The organism is Candidatus Manganitrophus noduliformans (assembly GCF_012184425.1).
Lineage (GTDB): Bacteria > Nitrospirota > Nitrospiria > SBBL01 > Manganitrophaceae > Manganitrophus > Manganitrophus noduliformans.
In genome coordinates, this window is record NZ_VTOW01000001.1 from 329798 (window position 1) to 351627 (window position 21830).

Below are 21830 nucleotides of genomic sequence, written 5' to 3' on the forward strand. Positions count from 1 at the left end.
CAATGAATAGACGGATCACGTAGGATTATTCCAATTCAGGCTAATTTGTCTGGTAAGTCCATCGGCACGCTACAAAGACGAATCCTCGTCCCGTGGGCTGCATAACACGATCACTCTCTTCAAGGAGCACTAAAGACCATGCCCACCCTATCGACGGCTTTTCCGTTAAGACAACGCGGCATTCGGGCGCTGACAATCGTTGCAGCAATCACCCTGATGTTCGGCGCCGCCTCGCCCGCGTGGGCCCTTTCTATTTCTCAAGCCTACATCCTTTCGGACTGGACCTCGCCGACCAGCGCCACCGCCGCTCCTTTTACCGTCAACGGCACCGCCGGTTTCCAACTGACACTCAATAGCTCGGGAGTCGCCACATCGGCCACGGCCCTCGGCGGACCGCTCACGATCCAGACGACCGACCGCCTCTATTACCAGTCGCACACCGGCACCATCGACCCCAACGAGGTCTCCTCCAGCCAGCTTGCCTCCAGGGTCAACAGCGAGATCGCCAAGCTCGACGACGCCGGCTTTGTCAACGAGTCGTCGGACGCCGCGCTGAATATCGACTTCAGAGACAGCTCCTCCGTCACGCTGCGGACGTCGACACAGGACGTTTCCGTGACCGGGTTGGTCTTCTTTGAGGATGCCGGCTTGGATCCCTTCTCGCTTCGTTATTGCTACGACACCTCCTGTACGCAATCCGATCTCCTCTTTAACGGGTTCAATTCCTCGGCCAGCGCGACCATTCTCGCCTCTTCAAGCGGGCTTGAGACCGATGATTACGCTCCGGAGATCGATCAAGCTTACTGGTTCATTTTCGATCAGGCCGTCACGGGGGGCTATTTCAGGATCGCCGAAACGACGAATTTCGGAGGATATCAGAGCGAGCTGCTTGAAATCGATTTCATCGGGCTCACGTCAACTCCGTCCGCTCAGGTTCCCGAACCGAGCGCGCTGCTGCTGGTCGCGGCGGGCCTGATGGGCCTTCCGTTCCTTCGGAAATTGCAAAAGAGCTAAGCGTTTAGAACCTCTCTAACAAACCCGCGAGGGGATCGGTCCGAACGGACCGATCCCCTCCGCCGTTTTCAAACCGCTCCTTTCTCATTTGCTGAAAGTTCCGGCCGGGTGATTGCCAAACGGTTCGGACTCTGATATACCGGAGTCAACCGCCGTGTCGGGTCGCTGATGAATTTCCGGAACCCAAAAACGTTTCAATCCAATTTCGCAAGGATCTCTCTTTTCGTTCTGATCTTTGCCTCGATCTGGGGCTGCACGCAGCCGAAAGCGCCGAAGAACCCCACCGCGCTGGCCGAGGCGTCGATCGGCGAGCCGAAGCGATTGATTCCGATGCTCGCCACCGACAGCGCCTCGGTGGACATCGCCAGCCTCGTCTTCAACGGCCTGGTGAAATACGACAAAAACATCCGTCTGGTCGGCGACCTCGCCGAGTCGTTTGAGATGACCCCCGACTGCCGGCTGGCGACCTTTCATCTGCGGAAAGGGGTAAAATGGCACGACGGCCGGGAGTTCACCGCCGACGACGTTCTCTTCACCTATCAACAAATTATCGATCCGAACATCGCCACCCCCTACAGCAGCAACTTCGAAACGGTAGAGAAGGTCGAGAAGATCGATCCGCACACGGTTCGGGTCAGTTATCGGGTGCCGTTTGCCCCCGGCCTGGAAAGCTGGGGGATGGGGATCATTCCGAAGCATCTCCTTGAGGGAAAAGATCTCAACAACGATCCGTTCAACCGCAGTCCGGTCGGCACCGGCCCGTTTCGGTTCTCGGAGTGGGTGACGGGGCAGAAGGTCGTCGTCAAGGCCAATGCCGACTACTTCGAGGGAAAACCGGAGATCGAGGAGTACATCTACCGGCTCATTCCCGATACGGCGACCCAATTTCTGGAATTAAAAGCGCTGAATATCGACATGATGACCCTCTCCCCGGTTCAGCACCAGAAGCAGACCGACGATCGCTTCTTTAAAACCGAATTCAACAAATTCAAATACCCGGCGTTGAGTTATACCTATCTCGGCTACAATCTACGGGACCCCAAATTTTCGGACAAGCGGGTCCGCCAGGCGCTCACGCATGCCGTCAACAAAAACGCGATCATCCAGGGGGTCCTCCTCGGCCTCGGCAAGCCGGCCACCGGCCCGTACATTCCCGAGTCGTGGGCCTTTAATCCCGACGTGGAGGATCTTGATTACGATCCTCAGAAGGCCAAAGCCCTCTTGGCGGAGGCCGGATGGAGTCTCGACAAGGACGGCCTTCTCAAAAAAGAGGGAGCGCCGTTCGCCTTTACCCTCCTGACCAATCAAGGCAATGCGGAGCGGGCGAAAGCGGCGGAGATCATCCAACAGGGCTTGAGAGAGATCGGCATTCAGGTGGAGATCCGGGTCTTGGAATGGCAAACACTGCTGCACCAATTTATCGATAAGAAGCAATTTGAAGCAGTCATCATGGGCTGGGGGGTGGGGCTCGATCCCGATATTTACGCCATCTGGCACTCCAGCAAAACCAAAGAGGGGGAGTTCAATTTCATCTCGTATCAGAACCCCCGGGTCGATGACCTCCTGGTCAAAGGTCGGGAAACCTGCAATCAGGAAGAACGGAAAAAAATTTATCAGGAGCTGCACCGGTTGATCGCGGAAGACCAGCCTTACACCTTCTTATATTACCCGATGGCCCTGCCGATTGTTCACAAGCGATTCAAAGGAATCGAACCCTCGCCGATCGGGATCCAATATAACCTGCCTCAGTGGAAGATCTCCGGGAACCGCGCGGAGCCGCAGGCCGTTCCTTAATCCGGCTGTGCAAGAAGAGCACACCCGATCTTCCCTTCCCGGGCGGATGTGTATCAGTCCGGCACAAGAAGTCCTTTCCGCATTTTTCTTTTCCTCCCTCAGCGCAATCAGCGCTGCCTGATCGGGTCCCTAACGGCGGCATCCTGCTTGCAGTCTTCAGAAGTGCTTGCGGCCCCGACCGATCTTCGCAGTCTGGTATTCCACCCTCTCGAACCAATCTGTCCGTGTTCGGTCCGGCAGCAATGGAGGAGATCCTCCTCTTTCTCGTTTGCGCGCGAACCGCTTCTTGATGCGGCCGCAGCCTGTATCAACCCATTAAAGAGAGGACGTTCATGAGCCGAGATCCTGTTTGCGGGGTCCTGATCGACGAAAAACTTTCAACCTCGCTGAAATATGAGGGGAGAAAATACTATTTCTGCGGCGACTCGTGCCGGAAACACTTTCACGAGATACCGGAGAAATATCTACTGATCAAAGCGGCCTAACCGGTTCATCAGATAAGGAGGAAGCGGCATGGAATACAAAGGCGCCATCATGCGCGACGACGAAATTGTCGAAGCATTAAACGACTTGATCGAAACGGACCACAACGCCATCGGCGCCTATAACACGGCGATCGACGGCCTCGACAAACACCCCACCCTCCGGGACAGCTTCATCACGTTCCGGGGCGACCACGAACGCCATGTCCGGGAGCTCTCTCCCTTTGTTCGGCAGTACGGGGGAGACCCCGAGAAAAAGCCGGGCGGCATGGGGGTTCTCCAAAAAGGCTGGACGGCCGTCTCCAAACTCGGCGGGGCCGACGCGATCCTCTCGGCCATGGTCTCCAATGAGGAGTCGGCGGTCTCCGCCTATGAAGCGGGGGCAACCAAGAACTTTCCGCCCGACATTCTTCAATATGTCCAACGCGGGCTTCAAGACGAGCGCAAGCACCTGGCTTATTGCAAGTCGGAATACGAGCGGCTGAAAAAAGCCGCGTAGATTTCGGATGTAGGGGCGTATTGCAATACGCCCCTACAATTTCAGCCGCGGATCGAGCGCGTCGCGCAGGCCTTCCCCCAGGAGATTGTAGCCGAGGACCGTGACGAAGATGGCGAGGCCGGGAAAGACCGAGAGCCACCAGGCGATCTCGATGTTGTCCTTGCCCGCCGTCAGGATGCTCCCCCAGCTTGCCTTCGGCGGCTGAACGCCGATGCCGAGAAAGCTGAGCGCCGACTCGGTGAGAATCGCTCCCGCGATCCCCAGCACGGCGGCGACATAAACCGGCGAGAGGGCGTTGGGGAGAATGTGGCGGACGATCAATCTGAAATCGCGCGCCCCCTGCGCCCGCGCCGCCGTCACGTAATCCATCTCCTTGATCCCGAGAAACTGCCCCCGGACCAGACGCGCCACCCCCATCCATCCGGTCAGACCGATCACGATCATGATGTTCCAGATCGACGGCTCCAGAATGGCGATCACCGCCAGGATCAGAAAAAAGGTCGGGATGGAGAGCATGATGTCGACCAGCCGCATCAGAATCGCATCGATCTTTCCCGCGTAAAAACCGGCCAGCGCGCCGACTCCAATGCCGATCAGAATCGCGATCCCCACCGCCACGAACCCGACCCAAAGGGAGATCCGCGCCCCCCAGATGACCCGGCTGAGAACATCCCGTCCGAGCGGATCGGTTCCGAACGGATGTTCGAAACTCGGCGGCTGGAGGATCTTTTCAATGTTGATTTCGTAGGGATCATGCGGCGCCAAGAGCGGCGCCGAGACGGCCACGAGAAAGATCGTCAGGACGATCAGGCTCCCCGCCAGCGCCACCCGATTCCGCTTGAACCGCCGCCAGAAAAGAGGGGGGCCGGGGGTCGGGGGCCGGGGGTCGGCGGAAGAGGCCGCTGGTTGCATCTCGGTTTGTTTCATTGAGTCCCTTTTATTTTGGTTTTCTCCGGCACCCGACACCCGGCCCCGGTCCCTTCCTCACGAAACGCGTATCCTCGGATTGACCCAGGCGTACGAAAGATCGGCGAGAAGATTGCCGATCAACGTCAGCACCGCGGCGAAGACCGTCAGCCCCATGATCACCGGGTAATCACGGGCCAACACCGACTGAAAGGAGAGCTGCCCGATCCCCGGAATGGCGAAAATCGTCTCGATAATCACGCTCCCGCCGATCAATGTCGGCAGCTCCAGCCCCATCAGGGTGACCACCGGGATCAACGCGTTCCGAAGCGCGTGTTTGTAAATCACCTGCCGCTCGGAGAGCCCTTTCGCCCGGGCCGTCTGGATATAGTCCTGACGGATCACCTCCAGCATCTCCGATCGAAGATACCGCGAATACCCGGCCAGACCGATGAGGGAGGCGGTGAGGACCGGCAAGATCAGGTGGCGCGCCCAGTCGATCAACCGCTCGAGCGGGGAGAGCTGCGCCGTCGTCAGCGATTGATATCCGGAGAGGGGAAGCCATCCGAGATAAACGCCGAAGAGAAGCATCAGCAGCAGGGCCAGCCAAAAGCTGGGGAGGGAAAACCCGATATAAACAAAGAGGGTGGTCGCCTTGTCCATCCAGGAGTATTGGCGCGTCGCCGAGAGGATGCCGATCGGAAAGGCGACCAGAACAATCACCGCCAGGGTCAGCAGGTTGATCGCCACCGTGATCGGCAGCCGATCCAGGATCTTTTGAGAGACCGGCGCGCCATCGACAAAGGAGCGGCCGAGATCCAACGTGACGAAGCGCCGCAGCCAATCGAGGTATTGGATGTGAAGCGGCCGGTCCAGTCCGTAAAGCCTTCTTAAGTTTTCCTTGGCTTGCGCCGATACTTTAGGATTAAGGGCGGTTTGAAGATCGGTCGGGTCTCCCGGGGCCAGATGCATGATGCCGAAGGTCAGAAGGGTGATTCCGAAGAGCGTAATGAGAAGCTGCCAAAACCGTTGGAAGAGAAAATGGGCCATATTTTAGGTATGCTATCAAAAACAATCTTTAGAAATCAAATGCAGGGTTCTTTTGACCTAATAACTCTCAAAAACCGCCAATTCATTCCAAAACCGGCATTGAATATCCGTTCATATGTGATATAAACTTTTATTCAACGGAGGGGGTCTTTCCGGAAAATAGGACAAATGTCAAAAACCTCAACCTATAGACGAGACGACATCGGCCGACCCCAATTAGTGGTGACTTTTTATACTTGACAAAAAAAAATATTGCTATATATTTACACAAATTTCTTTGACCTTTTTGATGATTCCAGGAGAAAAGGAGGTGAGACTACTCACAAACAAACAAAACGGGGTGGCTTCACCCCACCCATAACGAAAGGGGGCAAATAGAGTGCACGCTTTAGGGACGCACTTGCTGGTGGAGTTGAAAGATTGCAACTCCAAGATTTTGAATGACGTGAAGAAGATCGAAGACATTCTGGTTACTGCTGCGAAGGAAGCGAAAGCCACCATCATTGAAAGTCGGTTCCACAAATTTAGCCCCTTTGGAATCAGCGGAGTGGTCGTGATTGCGGAATCCCACCTGACCATCCACACATGGCCCGAGTACGGCTATGCGGCCGTTGATATTTTTACCTGCGGCGAAACGCTCCAACCCTCCGTCGCCGCCTCTTACATTGTCGCCAAACTACAGTCGAAGAACCCCTCTCTGGTCGAAATGAAGAGAGGCCTGCTTTCCTTGGGAGACCAGAAATTGCCTCACAAGCCGGTTAAAGGAGAGCCCGTTCATTATGACCGAGCCAAAGAGCTACAAATGGTTCCTTGATTACCTCTCCCCGTTTGAAGGGCACATGCATGGGATCGACACGGTCGTCTTTTCCAAGCAGACCCAATTTCAGCAGGTAGAGATCCTGGACACCAAAAGCTACGGACGTTGTCTGGTCCTCGACGGCAAGATGCAGTCGAGCGAGGTAGACGAGTTCATCTATCACGAAGCGCTGGTCCATCCCGCGATGTTTACCCATCCGGAGCCGAAGAAAGTCTTCATCGTCGGAGGAGGCGAGGGGGCGACCCTTCGCGAGATCCTCCGGCATCGGTCGGTCGAACGGGTCTTGATGGTCGATATCGATCAAGAGGTAGTGGAGAGTTGCAAGCGCCACCTTCCCCAGTGGCACCAGGGGTCGTTTGACGATCCCCGCGCGGAGGTCCGCTATCTCGACGCGCGAAAATATCTGGAGGAGACCACCGACACCTACGATATCATCATCATCGACATCTCCGAGCCGGTCGAAGAGGGCCCCGCGTATCTCCTCTACACAAAAGAGTTCTACAGCCTGGTGATGGAGCGTCTGACGAGCGGCGGAATCATCTCTCTTCAGGCCGGCACCACCGCCGCCACCAGCCTGCTGAACTTTTCGGCCGTCTACCAGACCCTCCGGACCGTCTTCCCCGTCGTCTCTCCCTATCAAGCGCCGATCCCTTCTTTCGGTCTTCCCTGGGGCTTCGCTCTGGCCTCGAAACGGTTCGATCCGAGGGCGTTGGACGAAAAAGAGATCGACCGTCGCATCTCCCAGCGGCTGGAGCGGGAGCTGAAATATTACGACGGGGAGACCCATGTCGGCCAGTTCTTCCTCCCGAAGCAAGTCCGGATTCAGATGGAGAAACAAGAGCGGATCATCGAAGACAACTATCCGTTGTTTACATACCATTGAGCGAAAAATTCTTAAGAGAGATCCAATCGATCCGCCGGGCCGGAGGGCCTTCGCGCAGGACCCGCCTTTTTGGAGGCGCCTCCGCCTTGAAAGGGAAACGTTTATCGAGCGCCCGGAAGAAGCCGGTCCGCGCCTTTTTGATCATGGGAGAGAGGGGAGAATCGGACGAGCCCTCTTAGCCGGCCTCTCCGACAGATGTAATGAAAATCGATCAGGAACAGTTTAAAACCCCTCTTTTCGACGCGATGGTCTCCCTGGCCGAGAGCCGGAAGGTCTCTTTTCACACTCCCGGCCACAAGAGCGGCAAGGGGATTTCGACCCGCTTCCGGAAGTTCGTCGGACCGAAGATCTTCTCCATCGACCTGACCACCCTCGACGAAGTCGACTCCCTCCAAAAGCCCAAAGGGGTCATCAAAGAAGCGCAGGAGCTCGCCGCCAAGGCCTACGGCGCCGACCGGTCGTTCTTTCTGGTCAATGGCACCACCGGCGGCAATCATGCGATGATCCTCGCCGCCTGCGGCCCCCGGGACAAGGTCCTGGTCGCCCGCAACGCCCATAAGTCGGTATTGGCCGGCCTGATCTTCTCTGGCGCCGAGCCGATTTTCTTTTCTCCGGCGGTCGACGACAATCTGAAACTGACCCTCAACGTCACCTACGAAGCGACGATCCGCGCGATCGACGCGCATCCCGAGGCGAAGGCCCTCTTCCTCACCAGCCCGAATTATTACGGCATCTGCGCCGATCTGGAGCGGATTATCCCGTATGCCCATTCAAAGGGGTTGGTGGTGATGGTCGACGAGGCGCACGGGCCGCATCTGAAATTCCATCCCCAGCTTCCAATGTCCGGGGTCGAAGCGGGGGCCGATCTGGTCGTCCAGAGCACGCATAAGATCATCGGCGGGATGACGCAAGCATCGATGCTCCATGCGCAGGGGCCGCGGGTCGACATGACGACCCTTGCCACGGTCCTCCGCTTCGTTCAGAGCACCAGCCCTTCGTATATCTTGATGGCCTCGTTGGATCTGGCGCGGATGCAGATGGCGACGGAAGGGGAGAAGCTGCTCGACAAGGCGATCAAGCTTGCCGCCGAAGCGCGCAGCAAGATCAACCGGATTCCGGGTGTCTCCTGCTTCGACAAAGCGATGGTGAAAAACCCCCTCTTCTCGCCGATGGGCGATTTCGACATCACCAAGCTGACGATCACCGTCCGGGATCTCGGCCTCTCCGGCTATCAGGCGTCGCAGATTCTCAACAACAAGTATCACATTCAGGTCGAGATGGCCGATCCGTTCAATGTGCTGGTGATCGTCAGCATCGGCGACCGGCGGGACGATCTCAACCGCCTGGTCGACGCGCTCCGCGACATGTCGAAGGAGTATCACGGCAAGCCGAGCCAATCGAGTTTCATTGCCGAAGTCAGCCTTCCGCCGTTCGGCAAAGCGGGCCAGATGACGCCGCGCGAGGCCTTCTTCCGCGATTACCGCTACGCCCCCCTCGACGAGAGCGGCGGCCTGATCAGCTCCGAGATCATCACCGTCTACCCCCCAGGCATCCCCCTCCTCGTCCCCGGCGAGATCGTGACCCAAGAGGTCATCGACTACATCCGCAAAATGGACCGCCTCGGCGCCACCGTCGATGGGCTGAATGCTTCGAACAGCACCATTGCGGTGGTGAAGCAGTAGAATTCCTACGGATTCCCCAATGGAGTCCAGACGAGGCCATCACTATTCACATCTGCATTGGCTCCCATCGTTCCGCTCACGGCAACAGGTTGCTCATTGCTTGCAGGGAAGAGACCATACAGTTCAAATATCTCGTCCGTCGTCTTATCTGCAACCATAGCGAGTCGGTTTCCATCCGGCGACCATGCTAGCGCTATGACACCGCCATTAGCGACCATTGTGCCGCTAACTCCCTGGTCAAGAAATTGTGTTGTACCGGTAAATAATCTGAAAGTAGTACCAAAACCAGTAATGGCAGCAAGGCGTTCGCTGTTAGGTGACCAAGCGAATTGAGGAATAGAAGTACTGCCGGGTGAAACCCTGTGGGCATCCGTGCCGCCAGTCGCGGGTGAAACGTACAACTCGACAACACCGTCTGTGGTTTTGTCTGCCGAGAATGCGATGTATTGGCTGTTCGGAGACCAGGCAAACAAATTGACATCAGCAAACGCGCTAAAATTAGCGCTCAATGGAATTGGTTCTCCGCCTCCCGCAGCAGAATTGACGAATAACTCGAATACATCGTCGGTTAGACGATCGCTTAAGATTGCTAGACGGGTCGAGTCCGGCGACCAATCGAAGTCATTGATGCTCGCCGTCGGAGTTTGCGTTCCGCTCACAATCGTCGGAACTTCATTCTCGTTCGCAGAAGCCACAAATAGTTCCTCCACATTATCAGTGAGTATATCTCCACTGAATGCGAGCCGTGTTCCATCCGGCGCCCAAAGGAATTGAGAGACGTTGCCGCCGGTCACAATCGTTCCGCTGACCAGGACCGGTTCCGCACTGCCGTCCGCTGGTGCCACGAAGAGTTCATTCACACCGTTGGCCCGTTTGTCAGCTACGAAGGCGATCTGGGTACCATCTGACGACCAGTCAAAGGCCTGGGGGATATTGACCTCCACTGACCCGCCAGCGACGAGAGTTCCACTCACCTTTACAGGTACGCCGCTGCCATCTGCCAAGGCGACATACACCTCGACAACATCATCGGTATGCTTGTCCGCGATAAAGGCGATTCGGCTACCGTCCGGCGACCATATCATTGGTACAGACGAAAAGTTGGTTGCTACTTGACCGTTTGCAACCAGTGAGCCACTTACCTTAACTGCCGCGCTGCTTCCGTCAGTCGGTACAACATATAACTCGAAGATATTATCCATATCCTTATCTGCGGTGAAAGCAACCCTGCGACCATCCGGTGATGGGAACGACTCGTCCACATTCGAGGCGGCACCAAGGTTGCTGAGATTGATCGGCTCCGCACCGGAGCCGGGAGTAGCGCTATATAGATCCGTGACGTTATCAGTAGTTTTGTCGGCACGGAACAGGAGTCTGGCAGTCGTATCGATGATGTACTCACTAGAGAGTAGGCCTTCGACACCGGTGAAGCTAACAGCCGAAATACGAAAGTGTCGCTTTCCGCTGTTGGAGGCGAGTCTAATTGGAGCAGTTCGCGCAGCGCCAGGAACTGTGGCGACAACCAATTCTTCCGAGGAAGCCGAAATCGTCTGATCCGACTCATAGATAACGAAGAACTGGATAGCTACGGGGCTTTCTGGCAGACTCCACCGGAGGTCGAATGTCGGCGGGCCGCTTGGGTTCGAGAAAACACGCAGATTAGTCGGCGTGGAAGGCACTGTAGTGTCAATCGGCCCCGGCGGACCCTGTTCCCCCGGTAAACCCTGTTCACCAGTCGTTCCTTCCTCTCCAGGTAGACCTTGCAGTCCGATCGCTCCCTGTGATCCGTCTCTTCCGCTGCACCCCGAGATTGCCATGACTAGCATTCCTAATGAAAGCGTCGCAATGATACATTGAAGCCGTAACCACAAAACCTGCTTCCTAGATGACATACTGACCTCCAGGGATTTTGGGAAAGAAGTATACCATAGCAGTTTCATAGTGCAATGAATGTCTATGTGAGCCTTTCATGCCCGACCTCTGAATGAACCCCATCGTTCCATTGATGCACCCGGTTGACGCCGGGGAGAGGACCGACATACAATTCGAACAGGTCGTTCATTTTCTTCTCCCTCTAGATCCAACCCGTTTTCCTATAGTGACGGAAGAATGGCCGCGAATGCGCACCTTCGGACCCCATCAGAAACAAAGTCATCTGCCCCAGCCTGCCCGCTCCAAAATGCAGGCTCGAAACTCCTTCGCACACAATCCGGCGAGACACGCCTTCCTTCTTCTGCAACAGACTATTGGTAATCAAGTCGTCCAACGTTTGGTCCAGACACATGCAGCGCATCCCCAGATCCAACCCAAATTGACCGCCAACACACTGGGAGATCGGTCTGAACAGGAAGCGGACCGCGCAGCCGATCAGGTGATGCAGACACCGGGTCCTCGTGAGCGATTACAGACAGCACCGGACCGGGGAGACAATTCCGGCGAGACAGCGGTGCCCTCTTCCGTCCCAGAAGCCGTCTCCTCCCCCGGTCGGCCGCTCGATGCGGCGACGCGCGGGTGGATGGCATCCCGCTTCGGGGAAGACTTCGCCCATGTGCGGGTCCATACGGATGACCGGGCGGCCGCATCGGCGCGCACATTGGGAGCACGGGCCTACACCGTCGGCTCGGATCTGGTTTTTGAAGCGGGCGAATATGCTCCCGCTACGGCCGAGGGAAAGCGCTTGCTTGCGCATGAGCTGGCGCACGTGGTGCAGCAGCGCGCCTCCGGCGACCATCGGGTTCAACGGCAGCCGAAGCCCTCCCAGAAAGTCCCGCCCGGTCCGGGGGAGCTGACGGTGCAGGAGTACGAAGCGCGGGCGAAGAAACATCCGAGACGGGAGGTCCGGGCGGGGGGCGACTATGAAGCGGCCGTGATTTTTGCGCGATACAAGCCGCAATGGTTTTGGGACCGGGGCTATCTCTATGCGGGGTATGGCGGGAACTTTCCCTACTATTGGTGGGAGGTCTGGATCAACAACGAAGGGAACGGCAAGGAGTTCCGGGTCTGGCACACCACCGATTGGTCCGGAACGCAGAAGGGGACACCCCCCAAACTACCCCCCGCGCCAAAGAAAGCGCCTCCCGAGCCCCGCACCGTCGTCGTCGAAGGGACCGAGAATTGGCCGACGGAGATTCCCCTGGACGCCGACCTGGAAGATCTCTTCGGCTTCGACATCGCGGAGCGCGAGGGGGACACCCCCTTCGGCAAGGGGCTGATGGTTCGCTATCAGAACGGGGCGGTCGCCATCTTCCCGGAGGGAACAACCGAGCGGTACATCGTCCGCCCCCTTCCCCCGCCAAACCTCGGATATCTGATGTACGATAAAGACGGCAAGCTGATCAGCGATGTCGTGATGTCCTATCCGGAAGACACCTTCCCCGATCCCAAAAAAGACGCCATCAAGTAAACGCCATCGATCTCCCTCCCGAACCACCCGGGTAGAATGCTACAATAATCCATGGTCATCATTCTTTTTGGCGTCACAGGAGCGGGGAAAACCACCATCGGCCAGTTGCTTGCGAAAGAATTAGGTTGGAACTTCTACGACGCCGATGTGTTTCATTCCCCTGACAACATAGAAAAGCTGCGTCAGGGTCTTCCGCTCACCAACGACGATCGGCAACCTTGGCTCGCGAATCTGCGCAAGGCGATCGGCGAATGGATTCAGCGAGGAGAGAATGCCGTGCTCGCCTGTTCGGCGCTAAAAAAATCGTATCGCCAATTGTTGCAGGTGAGCAACGCCGTTCGGTGGGTCTATTTGAAAGGAGACCCGGCCCTGATCAAAAACCGTCTTGAGAAGCGATCCGACCATTTCATAAATCCCGCCTTACTCGACAGCCAATTCGAGACCCTGGAAGAACCCTGGGGCGACGACGTGGTCGTCGTCGATGTAAATAGAAGTCCAAGCAAGATCGTAAGAGAAATTCGAAGTGCATCGAACATTTAAAGACATTTGAATGGGGCTTCGCCCCACACCCCACCGCGGGGGCGGGGCGAGCAGCCCCACGACATTCATTCTCCCCATCCCAATGCTCTTAATTGATTCTCATAGGTTGACTGAACGAGAGATTTCGCTTATAAAAAAGGGTTGGTCATCAACGATTGAGAGGAGCCATGGCGAAAAAGAGCAACAAACAAGACCCTCCCAAACCCGAAACCGCCGAGCCCAAACCGAGCCCACGCGCCGCGACGCCGAGAACCACCCTTACCGCCGTCGAGATGGGGGCGCGCCAGCGGGAAATTTCCGTCGCGGAGTTTTTCACCAAGAACCGGCACCTGCTCGGATTCGACTCCCCGCGAAAGGCGATGCTCACCTGCGTCAAAGAGGCGGTCGACAATGCCCTCGACGCCTGCGAGGAAGCGGGCCTCCTTCCGGAGGTCACCGTCAAACTTGAGATCGCTTCGAACGACGGAACGCCCCCCCCGGCGAGCCAGGCGACCCGTTTCCGGATCACCGTCATCGACAACGGCCCCGGCATCGTCCGCCAGCAGATTCCGCCGATCTTCGCGAAGCTTCTCTACGGATCGAAATTCCATCGGCTTCGGATGAGCCGCGGGCAGCAGGGGATCGGGATCTCCGCCGCAGGGATGTACGGCCAGCTGACGACCGGAAGACCGGTGCAGATCATCTCCCGGACCGGTCCGAAGAGCCCGGCGCACTACTTCGAAGTCCAGATCGACACCAAAAAGAACGAGCCGCTGATCCTGGAGAAGAAGCAGGTCGACTGGGAGAACCCGCGTGGGACCCAGGTGGCGCTCGAAATCGAGGGGCGCTATCAGAAAGGGCGGGCGTCGGTCGACGATTATTTGGAACAGACCTCGATCGCCAACCCCCACGTAAAGCTCATCTACATCACCCCGGAGGGGGAGACGAAAGTCTATCCCCGGATGGTTCAGGAGCTGCCGGTTCCGCCGAAGGAGATCAAGCCGCATCCGTACGGCATCGAGTTCGGCATCTTGCTGAAGATGCTGCAAGACACCAAGAGCCGCACCCTTGCCGGATTTCTCTCCAGCGATTTCAGCCGGGTCTCCGCGAATGTCGCCGAGGAGATCTGCAAAGCGGCCCAGCTCTCCCCCGAGAGCCGGCCGCGCGATGTGATCGGCGCCGAGGCGGAAGCGCTCTACAAGGCGATCCAATCGACCAAAATCATGGCGCCGCCGACCAACTGCCTCTCGCCGATCGGGGAGAACGCGATCCTCGCCGGGCTCTACAAACAGATCAAGGGGGAGTTCTACACCGCCGTCAGCCGTCCCCCGGCCGTCTACCGGGGGAATCCGTTTGCCATCGAGGCAGGATTGGCCTACGGCCGGGCGCCGGAGCCGGAGGGGAAAAAAGCGGAAGAGAAAAAGGTCCCGCTGGCCGAAGGGGAGGATCACGAGGAGGACAGCGAGCTCGCCCGGGTGATCCGTTATGCCAACCGCGTCCCGCTCCTCTATCAGCAGTCGGCCTGCGCCACCTTCAAAGGGGTCCTCGAAACGTCTTGGAGGAATTATGGCATTTCTCAATCGAAGGGGGCGCTGCCGGCCGGACCGATGGTGATCTTCGTCCACATGGCGTCGGTCTGGGTGCCGTTCACCAGCGAATCGAAGGAGGCGATCGCCGATTATGATGAGATCCGAAAAGAGATCACCCTGGCCCTGCGCGAGTGCGGCCGTCGGCTCGGGAGCTTTTTGAAGCGGCGCGAGCGGGCCAAAACCGAATTCCGCCGGCGCAACATCTTCGAGCTTTACATCGAAGAGGTGGTCGATGCCTGCAACCGGCTCAAAGGAGGAAACCTCGCCACGGAGAAGCTCAAGGAGCAGCTGCAAAAAATCGCGCTCAAGCGGACCGGCGGCGAGAAGACCGACGCGGCCCTCGGGATGACGGGAGAGGGGCCGGAAGGTCTTCCGCACTCGATCATTGTCACTGCGGAGGGGGTCGAAGGGGATGCGCCGGTGGTGAACGATGGGGCGCCGGAAGAGCGGCCCGCCGCAGAGGGAATCCTCAAAGGGGGAGGGGCGCCGGAAAATGATGCCCCCTCTGAAGCGGGAGACGCCGCCACGGCGCCGAAGCGCTCGAAGGGAAAGGTCAAACCGGTGGCCAAGGCGAGCAGCGTCGCGAAGAAACCGACAACGCGTAAAAAGAAATAGGAGAGCGCATGGCGAAGAAGAAAGAGCACAAAACCACTCCGGTCGAAAAGAAGTTGATCGGCGTCGCCGACACCGTCATCCACGCCGCGGAGCGGCGGCAGGACCCCACATTATCGATACCGGTTCGATCTCTTTCCAACGTCACCTTCAGCGAGAAGAAGGGGATGATCGAGATGGGGAAGAAGAAGCAGGAGCGCTCCTTCTTCAACGTCGGGATGGCGAAGAAGTTCATGCAGACGGTGCTCGTCGCCGACGCCCTCTCCGAGCTGCAGCGCGCCGGCCTCACCACCTCGTTGAGGGAGATCTACTACCGGACCAAGCATACCCTGAAAGACTCGCACGAAAACACCTTCGACAGCCAGGACGAATCCGATCCGGTGATCGAAGATCTGGAGGCGTCGCTGGAAGCGCTGCGCGAGGAGCTCCATGTCCGCGCCGAGAGCGCCGGGAGCGTCGTCGGGCCGCTGGTGTTGGTCGACGACGGCGACACGGTCAACTGCACCCGGCTGGGAAAAGGGGGCTACTCGGTCCCGTCGATCGTGGAGCCGGAGTATCTTTCGATCAAGAAGTGCACCGCCGATTTCGTTCTGCTGGTCGAGAAGGGAACACAGTGGAACCGTCTCTCGGAGGACAAGTTCTGGCGCCGGTACAATTGCATCCTGCTGACCGGAAACGGCCAGCCTCCCCGCGGCATCCGGCGTTTGACCCGGCGGCTGCACGAAGAAAAGGGGCTTCCTGTCTACGTTCTCGTCGACAACGACCCTTGGGGCTACTACATCTACTCGGTGGTGAAGCAGGGCTCGATCAACCTGGCGTTTGAGAGCCAGCGGATGGCGATCCCGAAAGCAAAGTTCATCGGCCTCTCCAGCGGCGACCCCGAAACCTACGGCCTCCCGCGCAACGTCGGGATCAAGCTGAACGAAAAAGACATCGCCCGCGCGAAAGAGCTTCTTGCTTATCCCTGGTTTCAAAAATCCGATTGGCAGAAGGAAATTAAGCGGATGCTCCAGAGCGGTCTCAAATACGAGCTCGACGCGCTGGCCAACAAAGACTTTCAGTATCTGACGAAGAAGTACCTTCCGAAAAAGCTGAAAGAGAGAGACTGGTTGGATTAGGAAGTGCTGCATTGGAATGGGGCTTGCGGGCAACACCCTATTCCAATGTCATTCCAAATAAGAAAGCCGCTCCCTCGAAAAAAGGAGCGGCTTTCTCTTCATCTAAAAATCCTTACCAGCTGAACGCCACCCCCGCCCCGCCGGTCGGACGCCCGCCGGACCCGAAGCTGAACCCCCCTTTGAAGACGGCGTTTTCCGTCATGCGAACGCTCCCGCCGATGGCGATGGAGCTCTCCCCGTTATAAAGTCCGGTACCAAGCCCCAGCGAATACTTTCCCCCTCCCTCCACCTGCGGGATGGAAGCCAACGCGGTGGCGGAGGCGATTCCTCGCGACATCTTCGATTCCAGCTTTTCCAATTGCCGGAAGTTGACGGCGTCAAAATCGCTTCTTCCGTCGGCAATGCCGGTCACCCGGGTCGGACCGCCGCTCTCAATGTTGGTGAAGGTGGCCGCGTCGTCGCCGAGGGTCAGGCTGGTGGAGTGGGTGCCGCCGCTGAGGACCGTCTGCCGCTCGGTCACCACCACCCCGTGGGTGTTGCCGATGCCGTTGGTCAGGGTGAGGGAGGCGGTCGATTCGCCCGCGGCTTCCGTGGTCATCGTAATCACGCCGTTCGCGTTGACGGTGGCGTGTGGGGCGGCCTCGCCCCGGTTGACGACGGAAACCTGTCCGGCGGTCGTCGCTGTTTCCTCCAAGACGCTCTGTCCGTTGGTGACCGAGGTGGTCGCCGAGGCGGTGGAGGTATAGGCCAGCGTGCCGTTGACATACATATTGCCGTCGACCAGGGTATTGCCTTGGATGCGGTTCACGAACTCCGCGCCCCGAACGGTGTTTTGACTCGTCGCGTCTCCATTCACCAGTCCGGTCTCCCCGGTCGCGGGGATGGTCTGCGGGGTCGCATAGGTGGTCATGCTCCCTCCCCCCTGAACGCCCATGGCGGCCGTGGTCGGCGTGGCGGAGAAACCGCCGCCGTTTGAAACCGCCAGTTGCGCCGCGTCGTTGGCCAGAGAGAGCGCCGCCGAGCCGCCGGTGGCGCTCACGGTGGTGGAAGCATTGGCATTTCCGACGGCGGTCGCCGCCGTGCCGGTGGTGTTGATGTTTGTGGTGCCGGTCAGCGTGGCGGCGCCGGTGCTGGTCAAGCTGCCGGTGTTGGTGATTCCGGCCGTGGCCGTCGTGCCGGTCACCACAAGCGTCCCGCCGACAGAGGTATTCCCACTGACACCGAGCGTTCCGGTCACGGTGGAGTTGCCGGTAACATTGGCGCCCCCCGCCGAGATGGTCAGACCGTTTCCAATTGTGGCGGCACCCGTGGTGCTCAACGTGGTGGTCGAGATATTACCGGTGTTGGTGATGCCCGCCGTCGTGGTGGACCCGGTGACATTCAATGTATTGTCGATCGTGGTCGCGCCATTCAAGGTCGTTGCTCCAGTGACGCCGAAGGTGCCGGAGACGGTTGCATTGCCGGTGACGGCGGTTCCCGAGGAGTTGACCGCCAAGCTGTTGCTGCCATTGGTCAAGGTCGCCGCGGTGTTGTTCACGGTGATACCGCTCGCGCCGCCGGTCAGATTGACAGATGCGCCGGTATCGTTGTTGCCGAGGGTCGTCGACGAAGCGGCCGTGGCCGTGTTGATCGACACACTGCTCCCCGTCATCTCGATCCCGCCGGTGGTATTGCCGATGATGGTATCCGCCGTTCCGACCATATTGATCTGTGTGGTGCCGGTCAGGCTCGTCGTCCCGGTGGTGTGTAGGTCGCCGATATTGGTGAGCCCGCGGGTGGCCGTTTCTCCGCTCACAAAGAGGGTATTGTCAATGACGGTTCCGCCGGCGACGAGGAGGGTGCCGGAGACTTCGGTCCCCGAGGAATTCACCGCGACGCTGTTCGATCCGTTGGCGAGGGTCGCCGCCGTATTATCGAGGGTGAGGCCGCTCGCGCCTCCGGTCGCGGATACAGTCGTCCCGTTGGTGCTGTTGCCGATTTGAGTCGCCGCGGTTCCGGTTGTGTTGATGTTGGCGGTACCGGTCAGTGTGGTCGTCCCGGTGCTGGTCAGAGCACCGGTATTGCCGATCCCGGCGGTCGTGGTGGCGCCGGTCACATTCAGCGTGTTGTTGATGGTGGTGGCGCCGTTCAACGTGGCGGCCCCGGTGACCCCGAGCGTCCCGCCGACCGTCGTATTGCCGCTCACATCGAGCGTCCCAGTCACGTTGGAGTCGCCGGTGATGGCGGCCCCGCCGGCCGAGACGGTCAAGCCGTTGCCGACGGTTGCAGCGCCGGTGGTGTTCAGGGTCGTGGTGCTGATGTTTCCGGTATTGGTGATCCCGGCGGTCGTGGTGGCACCGGTGACGCCCAATGTTCCGCCGACGGTGGTGTTCCCGCTCACGCCAAGGGTACCGGTGACAGTCGAGTTGCCGGTGATCGCAGCACCGCCCGCTGAAACGGTCAGGCCGTTGCCGACCGTGGCGGCCCCGGTGGTGCTCAGGGTCGTGGTGGCGATATTGCCGGTGTTGGTGATTCCGGCCGTGGTGGTCGATCCGGTGACATTCAATGTGTTATTGACGGTGGCGGCACCATCCAGGGTCGTCGCGCCGGTGACGCCGAGGGTGCCGGAGACCGTCGTATTGCCGGTGATAGCGGTCCCCGAAGAATTCACAGCGACACTGTTCGACCCATTGGTGAGGGTCGCCGCCGTGTTGTTGACGGTGAGGCCGCTGGCCCCACCCATGACGGAAACGGTCGTTCCATTGGTGCTGTTGCCGATGGTCGTCGCCGCCGTCCCACTGGTGTTGATGTTGGTGGCGCCGGTCAAGGTCGTCGTCCCGTTGCTGGTCAGGGCACCGGTATTGCCGATCCCGGCGGTCGTGGTGGCGCCGGTCACATTCAGCGTGTTGTTGATGGTGGCGGCGCCGTTCAACGTGGCGGCCCCGGTGACCCCGAGCGTCCCGCCGACCGTCGTATTGCCGCTCACATCGAGCGTCCCAGTCACGTTGGAGTCGCCGGTGATGTTCGCCCCACCCGCCGAGACGGTCAGGCCATTGCCGACTGTCGCCGCACCCGTGGTGCTCAGCGTCGTCGTGCCGATATTGCCGGTGTTGCCGATGCCGGCCGTGGTGGTCGCGCCGGTGACGTTCAGCGTATTGTTCACGGTAGCGGCGCCGGTGACGCCCAACGTGCCGCCGACGGTGGCATTACTGCTCACGCCGAGCGTGCCGGTCACACTGGAGTTTCCGGTGATGGCGGCACCGCCCGCCGAGACAGTGAGACCATTGCCGACCGTCGCCGCATCGGTACTGCTCAAAGTAGTGCTGGCGATGTTACCGGTATTGGTGATGCCGGTCGTCGTGGTGGCCCCGGTGACATTCAATGTGTCGTCAACGGTGGTTGCGCCATTCAGCGTGGCCGTGCCTGTCACTTCCAACGTGCCTCCGATCGTGGTATTGCCGGTGACTCCCAGGGTGCCGGTGACGGTGGAATTGCCGGTCACATTTGCGCCGCCGGCCGAGACGGTCAGGCCGTTGCCCACGGTGGCCGCACCGGTTGTGCTTAAGGTCGTGGTGCCGACATTGCCGGTGTTGCTGATCCCGGCGGTGGTGCTCGTACCGGTGACGTTCAAGGTATTGTTGACAGCCGTCGCGCCATTGAGGGTTGTGGCGCCGGTCACTCCCAACGCTCCTCCAACAGTTGTATCACTACTGATGCCCAGAGTCCCGGTTACCGTCGAGTTGCCGGTGATTGCGGCCCCGCCAGTGGAGACGGTCAAACCGTTGCCGACCGTGGCGGCCCCTGTGGTACTTAAGGTGGTGGTACCGATATTGCCGGTGTTAGTAACGCCCACTGTGGTGGTAGCGCCGCTCACACCGAGAGTGCCGGAGACGGTCGCGTTGCCGGTGACGGCCGTGCCTAAGGAGTTCACCGCTAGACTGTTGCCGCCATTGCTCAAGATCGCATTGGTGTTGTTGACGGTGAGGCCGCTGGCACCACCTCTCACGGTCACAGTGACATCGTTGGTGTTGCCAATGGTCGTCGTCGAAAACCCGCTGGTGTTGATGCTGGTGGGGCCGGTAAGGGTAACGCCGCCGATGCTGTTGCCGATGCTCGTCGTCGAAAGCCCGCCGGTGTTGATGTTCGTTGTACCGGCCAGGGTCGTCGTCCCGCTGACGCTTAACGAGGTGGCGCCGGCGATAGCCCCGGCGTTGGAAATGCCGTTGCTGTTCATGTTCAGACCGCCGCCGGTCACGCTCACCCCCCCGGTGGTGGCGATCGCCACCGAGCCGTTATTGGTGATCGTCACCGAGCTCGATCCGCTTTTGACCGCAGTACTGGTCCCGCCGTCGGCCCGAAAGACCTCCGTTGCGGAATCATAGATTTGAAAGAGCTCACCACTACTATTGTCCGGGTTGCTGTTGATGACAATTCCCCGATTTGTAATAGTCAATGGATCATTACAGCACCCCCCCTGACTGGTAATTCCAGAGCTGCTATATACCGTTGCTTGGCTAGACTGGCCGCTAGAGAGACTGGCGTCGTTAGTCGATTGCCAACTACCAAAACCAAAGAGCAGATCCACGTTTTGCGCGATGGCATGGCCTCTCAGGGTGAATAACACCACGAGGGCCGCCGCAAGCAACCCGATCTTCCCAAATATCCCTTTCCACATTTCAATCGTCTGCCTTCTTTTCACCAAAATCCTCCCTGGAATCGTGATTTCAATCTCTCGATATGATTCCTGATTTACTGCACCACTTCTTTTTTGATCGACACGCAGCCGGCTCCGGCCGGCATCAGGAAGATGGTGGTCGCAGGAGCCCCGCCGAGCACCGCAATGGTTTTGGAGAGGGCCCCGCTCCGCTTTAGATCGCTGAAGTTCTTTTCCGCCACCGCGTCGCACGGCTCGGGCCAGTAGACGATCGTCTCATACATCGCCCCGCAGCCGTTCGCCTGATTGGGCGCGAAGCTGGCGCTGGCATAGGCGGACGGCCCGTTCGTCACCGGAACCTCCATCGAAACGGAAAAGAGACGCCGGTCTGGATCGACGGGGGGGGTGAACATCGTCGCCCCGCCTCCCTGGCTGCCGTCGAGAAGAAAATTGGAGACCTGGTTGATCCGGCTGGTGCACGCCAGGACGCCGCTCTTCACCGCCGCCTCGGTAATCGGGTTCACGGCGGAGACGGGTCGGGGCGCGCTTTGGGCCGGCGCCGGCAGCGCCGGGGGAGGCGCCGTTTTTTCCTGGGCGACGGCCATGGGAAGTGAAGAGAGGAGATACGCAGAGATGACGAATGCCGTAATCGAATTCGACTTTTTAAACATATGCAATCCTTTACCTTTCTCCCAAAACGGGAATGCGGAGTTCATGATGGATTGGAAAAGAAAAAGTTTGGAGCTTTAAAAAACAAATAAAAAAAGATCTGGAAAGCGCCTTGTGATCTACCGATTTCTCTTCATTAACGGTAATATTTCCAGACGGG

General features: G+C 58.8%; 17 protein-coding genes. 12 read left to right on the forward strand and 5 right to left on the reverse strand.

Annotated elements, in window-relative coordinates; translation table 11 throughout:
- The first annotated feature begins 138 nt into the window (after window positions 1-138).
- From MNODULE_RS01550 to MNODULE_RS01565, 4 genes are all read left to right on the forward strand, one after another.
- Window positions 139-1014 carry a PEP-CTERM sorting domain-containing protein gene (locus tag MNODULE_RS01550; protein ID WP_168057732.1) on the forward strand — a complete coding sequence of 292 codons (876 nt, stop codon included), beginning with the start codon at window positions 139-141 and terminating at the stop codon, window positions 1012-1014.
- 168 nt (window positions 1015-1182) lie between these two features.
- Window positions 1183-2808 carry a peptide-binding protein gene (locus MNODULE_RS01555; protein WP_168057733.1) on the forward strand — a complete coding sequence of 542 codons (1626 nt, stop codon included), beginning with the start codon at window positions 1183-1185 and terminating at the stop codon, window positions 2806-2808.
- A gap of 332 nt (window positions 2809-3140) precedes the next feature.
- Window positions 3141-3293: a YHS domain-containing protein gene (locus tag MNODULE_RS01560; protein ID WP_168057734.1), complete on the forward strand. Its 153-nt coding sequence runs from the start codon at window positions 3141-3143 to the stop codon at window positions 3291-3293.
- A 28-nt stretch (window positions 3294-3321) separates the two neighbouring features.
- Window positions 3322-3789, forward strand: a complete 468-nt coding sequence (locus MNODULE_RS01565) for a PA2169 family four-helix-bundle protein (RefSeq protein ID WP_168057735.1) — start codon at window positions 3322-3324, stop codon at window positions 3787-3789.
- A 33-nt stretch (window positions 3790-3822) separates the two neighbouring features.
- Here the strand turns inward: MNODULE_RS01565 and MNODULE_RS01570 are convergent, their stop codons facing one another.
- Window positions 3823-4701, reverse strand: a complete 879-nt coding sequence (locus MNODULE_RS01570; RefSeq protein WP_168059173.1) for an ABC transporter permease — start codon at window positions 4699-4701, stop codon at window positions 3823-3825.
- Window positions 4702-4773: 72 nt separating this feature from the next.
- Complete coding sequence (locus MNODULE_RS01575; protein WP_168057736.1) at window positions 4774-5745, reverse strand: ABC transporter permease; 972 nt, start codon at window positions 5743-5745, stop codon at window positions 4774-4776.
- Between the two features lie 379 nt (window positions 5746-6124).
- On the opposite strand from MNODULE_RS01575, the gene speD reads away from it, so the two are divergent.
- The 3 genes from speD to MNODULE_RS01590 all read left to right on the forward strand — a co-directional run bounded on the left by speD (window position 6125) and on the right by MNODULE_RS01590 (window position 9127).
- A complete protein-coding gene (speD, locus tag MNODULE_RS01580; RefSeq protein ID WP_168057737.1) occupies window positions 6125-6559 on the forward strand; it encodes an adenosylmethionine decarboxylase in 435 nt (144 codons plus the stop codon).
- On the forward strand, window positions 6525-7445 hold the full coding sequence (gene speE / locus MNODULE_RS01585; protein WP_168057738.1) for a polyamine aminopropyltransferase: 921 nt from the start codon (window positions 6525-6527) through the stop codon (window positions 7443-7445). Before speD ends, speE begins: the two co-directional genes overlap by 35 nt.
- A 200-nt stretch (window positions 7446-7645) precedes the next feature.
- On the forward strand, window positions 7646-9127 hold the full coding sequence (locus MNODULE_RS01590; protein WP_168057739.1) for an aminotransferase class I/II-fold pyridoxal phosphate-dependent enzyme: 1482 nt from the start codon (window positions 7646-7648) through the stop codon (window positions 9125-9127).
- Window positions 9128-9132: 5 nt separating this feature from the next.
- Here MNODULE_RS01590 and MNODULE_RS01595 read toward each other — a convergent pair whose 3' ends face one another.
- The gene (locus MNODULE_RS01595) at window positions 9133-11019 is read right to left on the reverse strand and encodes a PD40 domain-containing protein (RefSeq protein ID WP_168057740.1); all 1887 of its coding nucleotides are present in this window, start codon (window positions 11017-11019) and stop codon (window positions 9133-9135) included.
- Window positions 11020-11573: 554 nt separating this feature from the next.
- Here MNODULE_RS01595 and MNODULE_RS01600 point away from each other — a divergent pair.
- From MNODULE_RS01600 to MNODULE_RS01615, 4 genes are all read left to right on the forward strand, one after another.
- Window positions 11574-12530, forward strand: a complete 957-nt coding sequence (locus tag MNODULE_RS01600; RefSeq protein WP_168057741.1) for an eCIS core domain-containing protein — start codon at window positions 11574-11576, stop codon at window positions 12528-12530.
- A 51-nt stretch (window positions 12531-12581) separates the two neighbouring features.
- On the forward strand, window positions 12582-13070 hold the full coding sequence (locus tag MNODULE_RS01605) for a gluconokinase (RefSeq protein ID WP_168057742.1): 489 nt from the start codon (window positions 12582-12584) through the stop codon (window positions 13068-13070).
- Window positions 13071-13237: 167 nt separating this feature from the next.
- Window positions 13238-15253 (forward strand): DNA topoisomerase VI subunit B, encoded by a 2016-nt coding sequence (locus MNODULE_RS01610; RefSeq protein WP_238339172.1) that lies wholly within the window; start codon window positions 13238-13240, stop codon window positions 15251-15253.
- Between the two features lie 8 nt (window positions 15254-15261).
- Window positions 15262-16368, forward strand: a complete 1107-nt coding sequence (locus MNODULE_RS01615) for a DNA topoisomerase IV subunit A (RefSeq protein ID WP_168057743.1) — start codon at window positions 15262-15264, stop codon at window positions 16366-16368.
- A gap of 112 nt (window positions 16369-16480) precedes the next feature.
- Here MNODULE_RS01615 and MNODULE_RS01620 read toward each other — a convergent pair whose 3' ends face one another.
- Window positions 16481-19978, reverse strand: coding sequence for a beta strand repeat-containing protein (locus tag MNODULE_RS01620; RefSeq protein WP_168057744.1), 3498 nt, complete (start codon window positions 19976-19978; stop codon window positions 16481-16483).
- Here MNODULE_RS01620 and MNODULE_RS01625 point away from each other — a divergent pair.
- Entirely contained in the window at window positions 19929-20729 is an 801-nt protein-coding gene (locus tag MNODULE_RS01625; protein WP_168057745.1) for a hypothetical protein, read from the forward strand. The genes MNODULE_RS01620 and MNODULE_RS01625 overlap by 50 nt on opposite strands.
- Window positions 20730-21096: 367 nt before the next feature.
- Here the strand turns inward: MNODULE_RS01625 and MNODULE_RS01630 are convergent, their stop codons facing one another.
- Window positions 21097-21672, reverse strand: coding sequence for a hypothetical protein (locus MNODULE_RS01630; protein ID WP_168057746.1), 576 nt, complete (start codon window positions 21670-21672; stop codon window positions 21097-21099).
- Window positions 21673-21830: the final 158 nt, after the last annotated feature.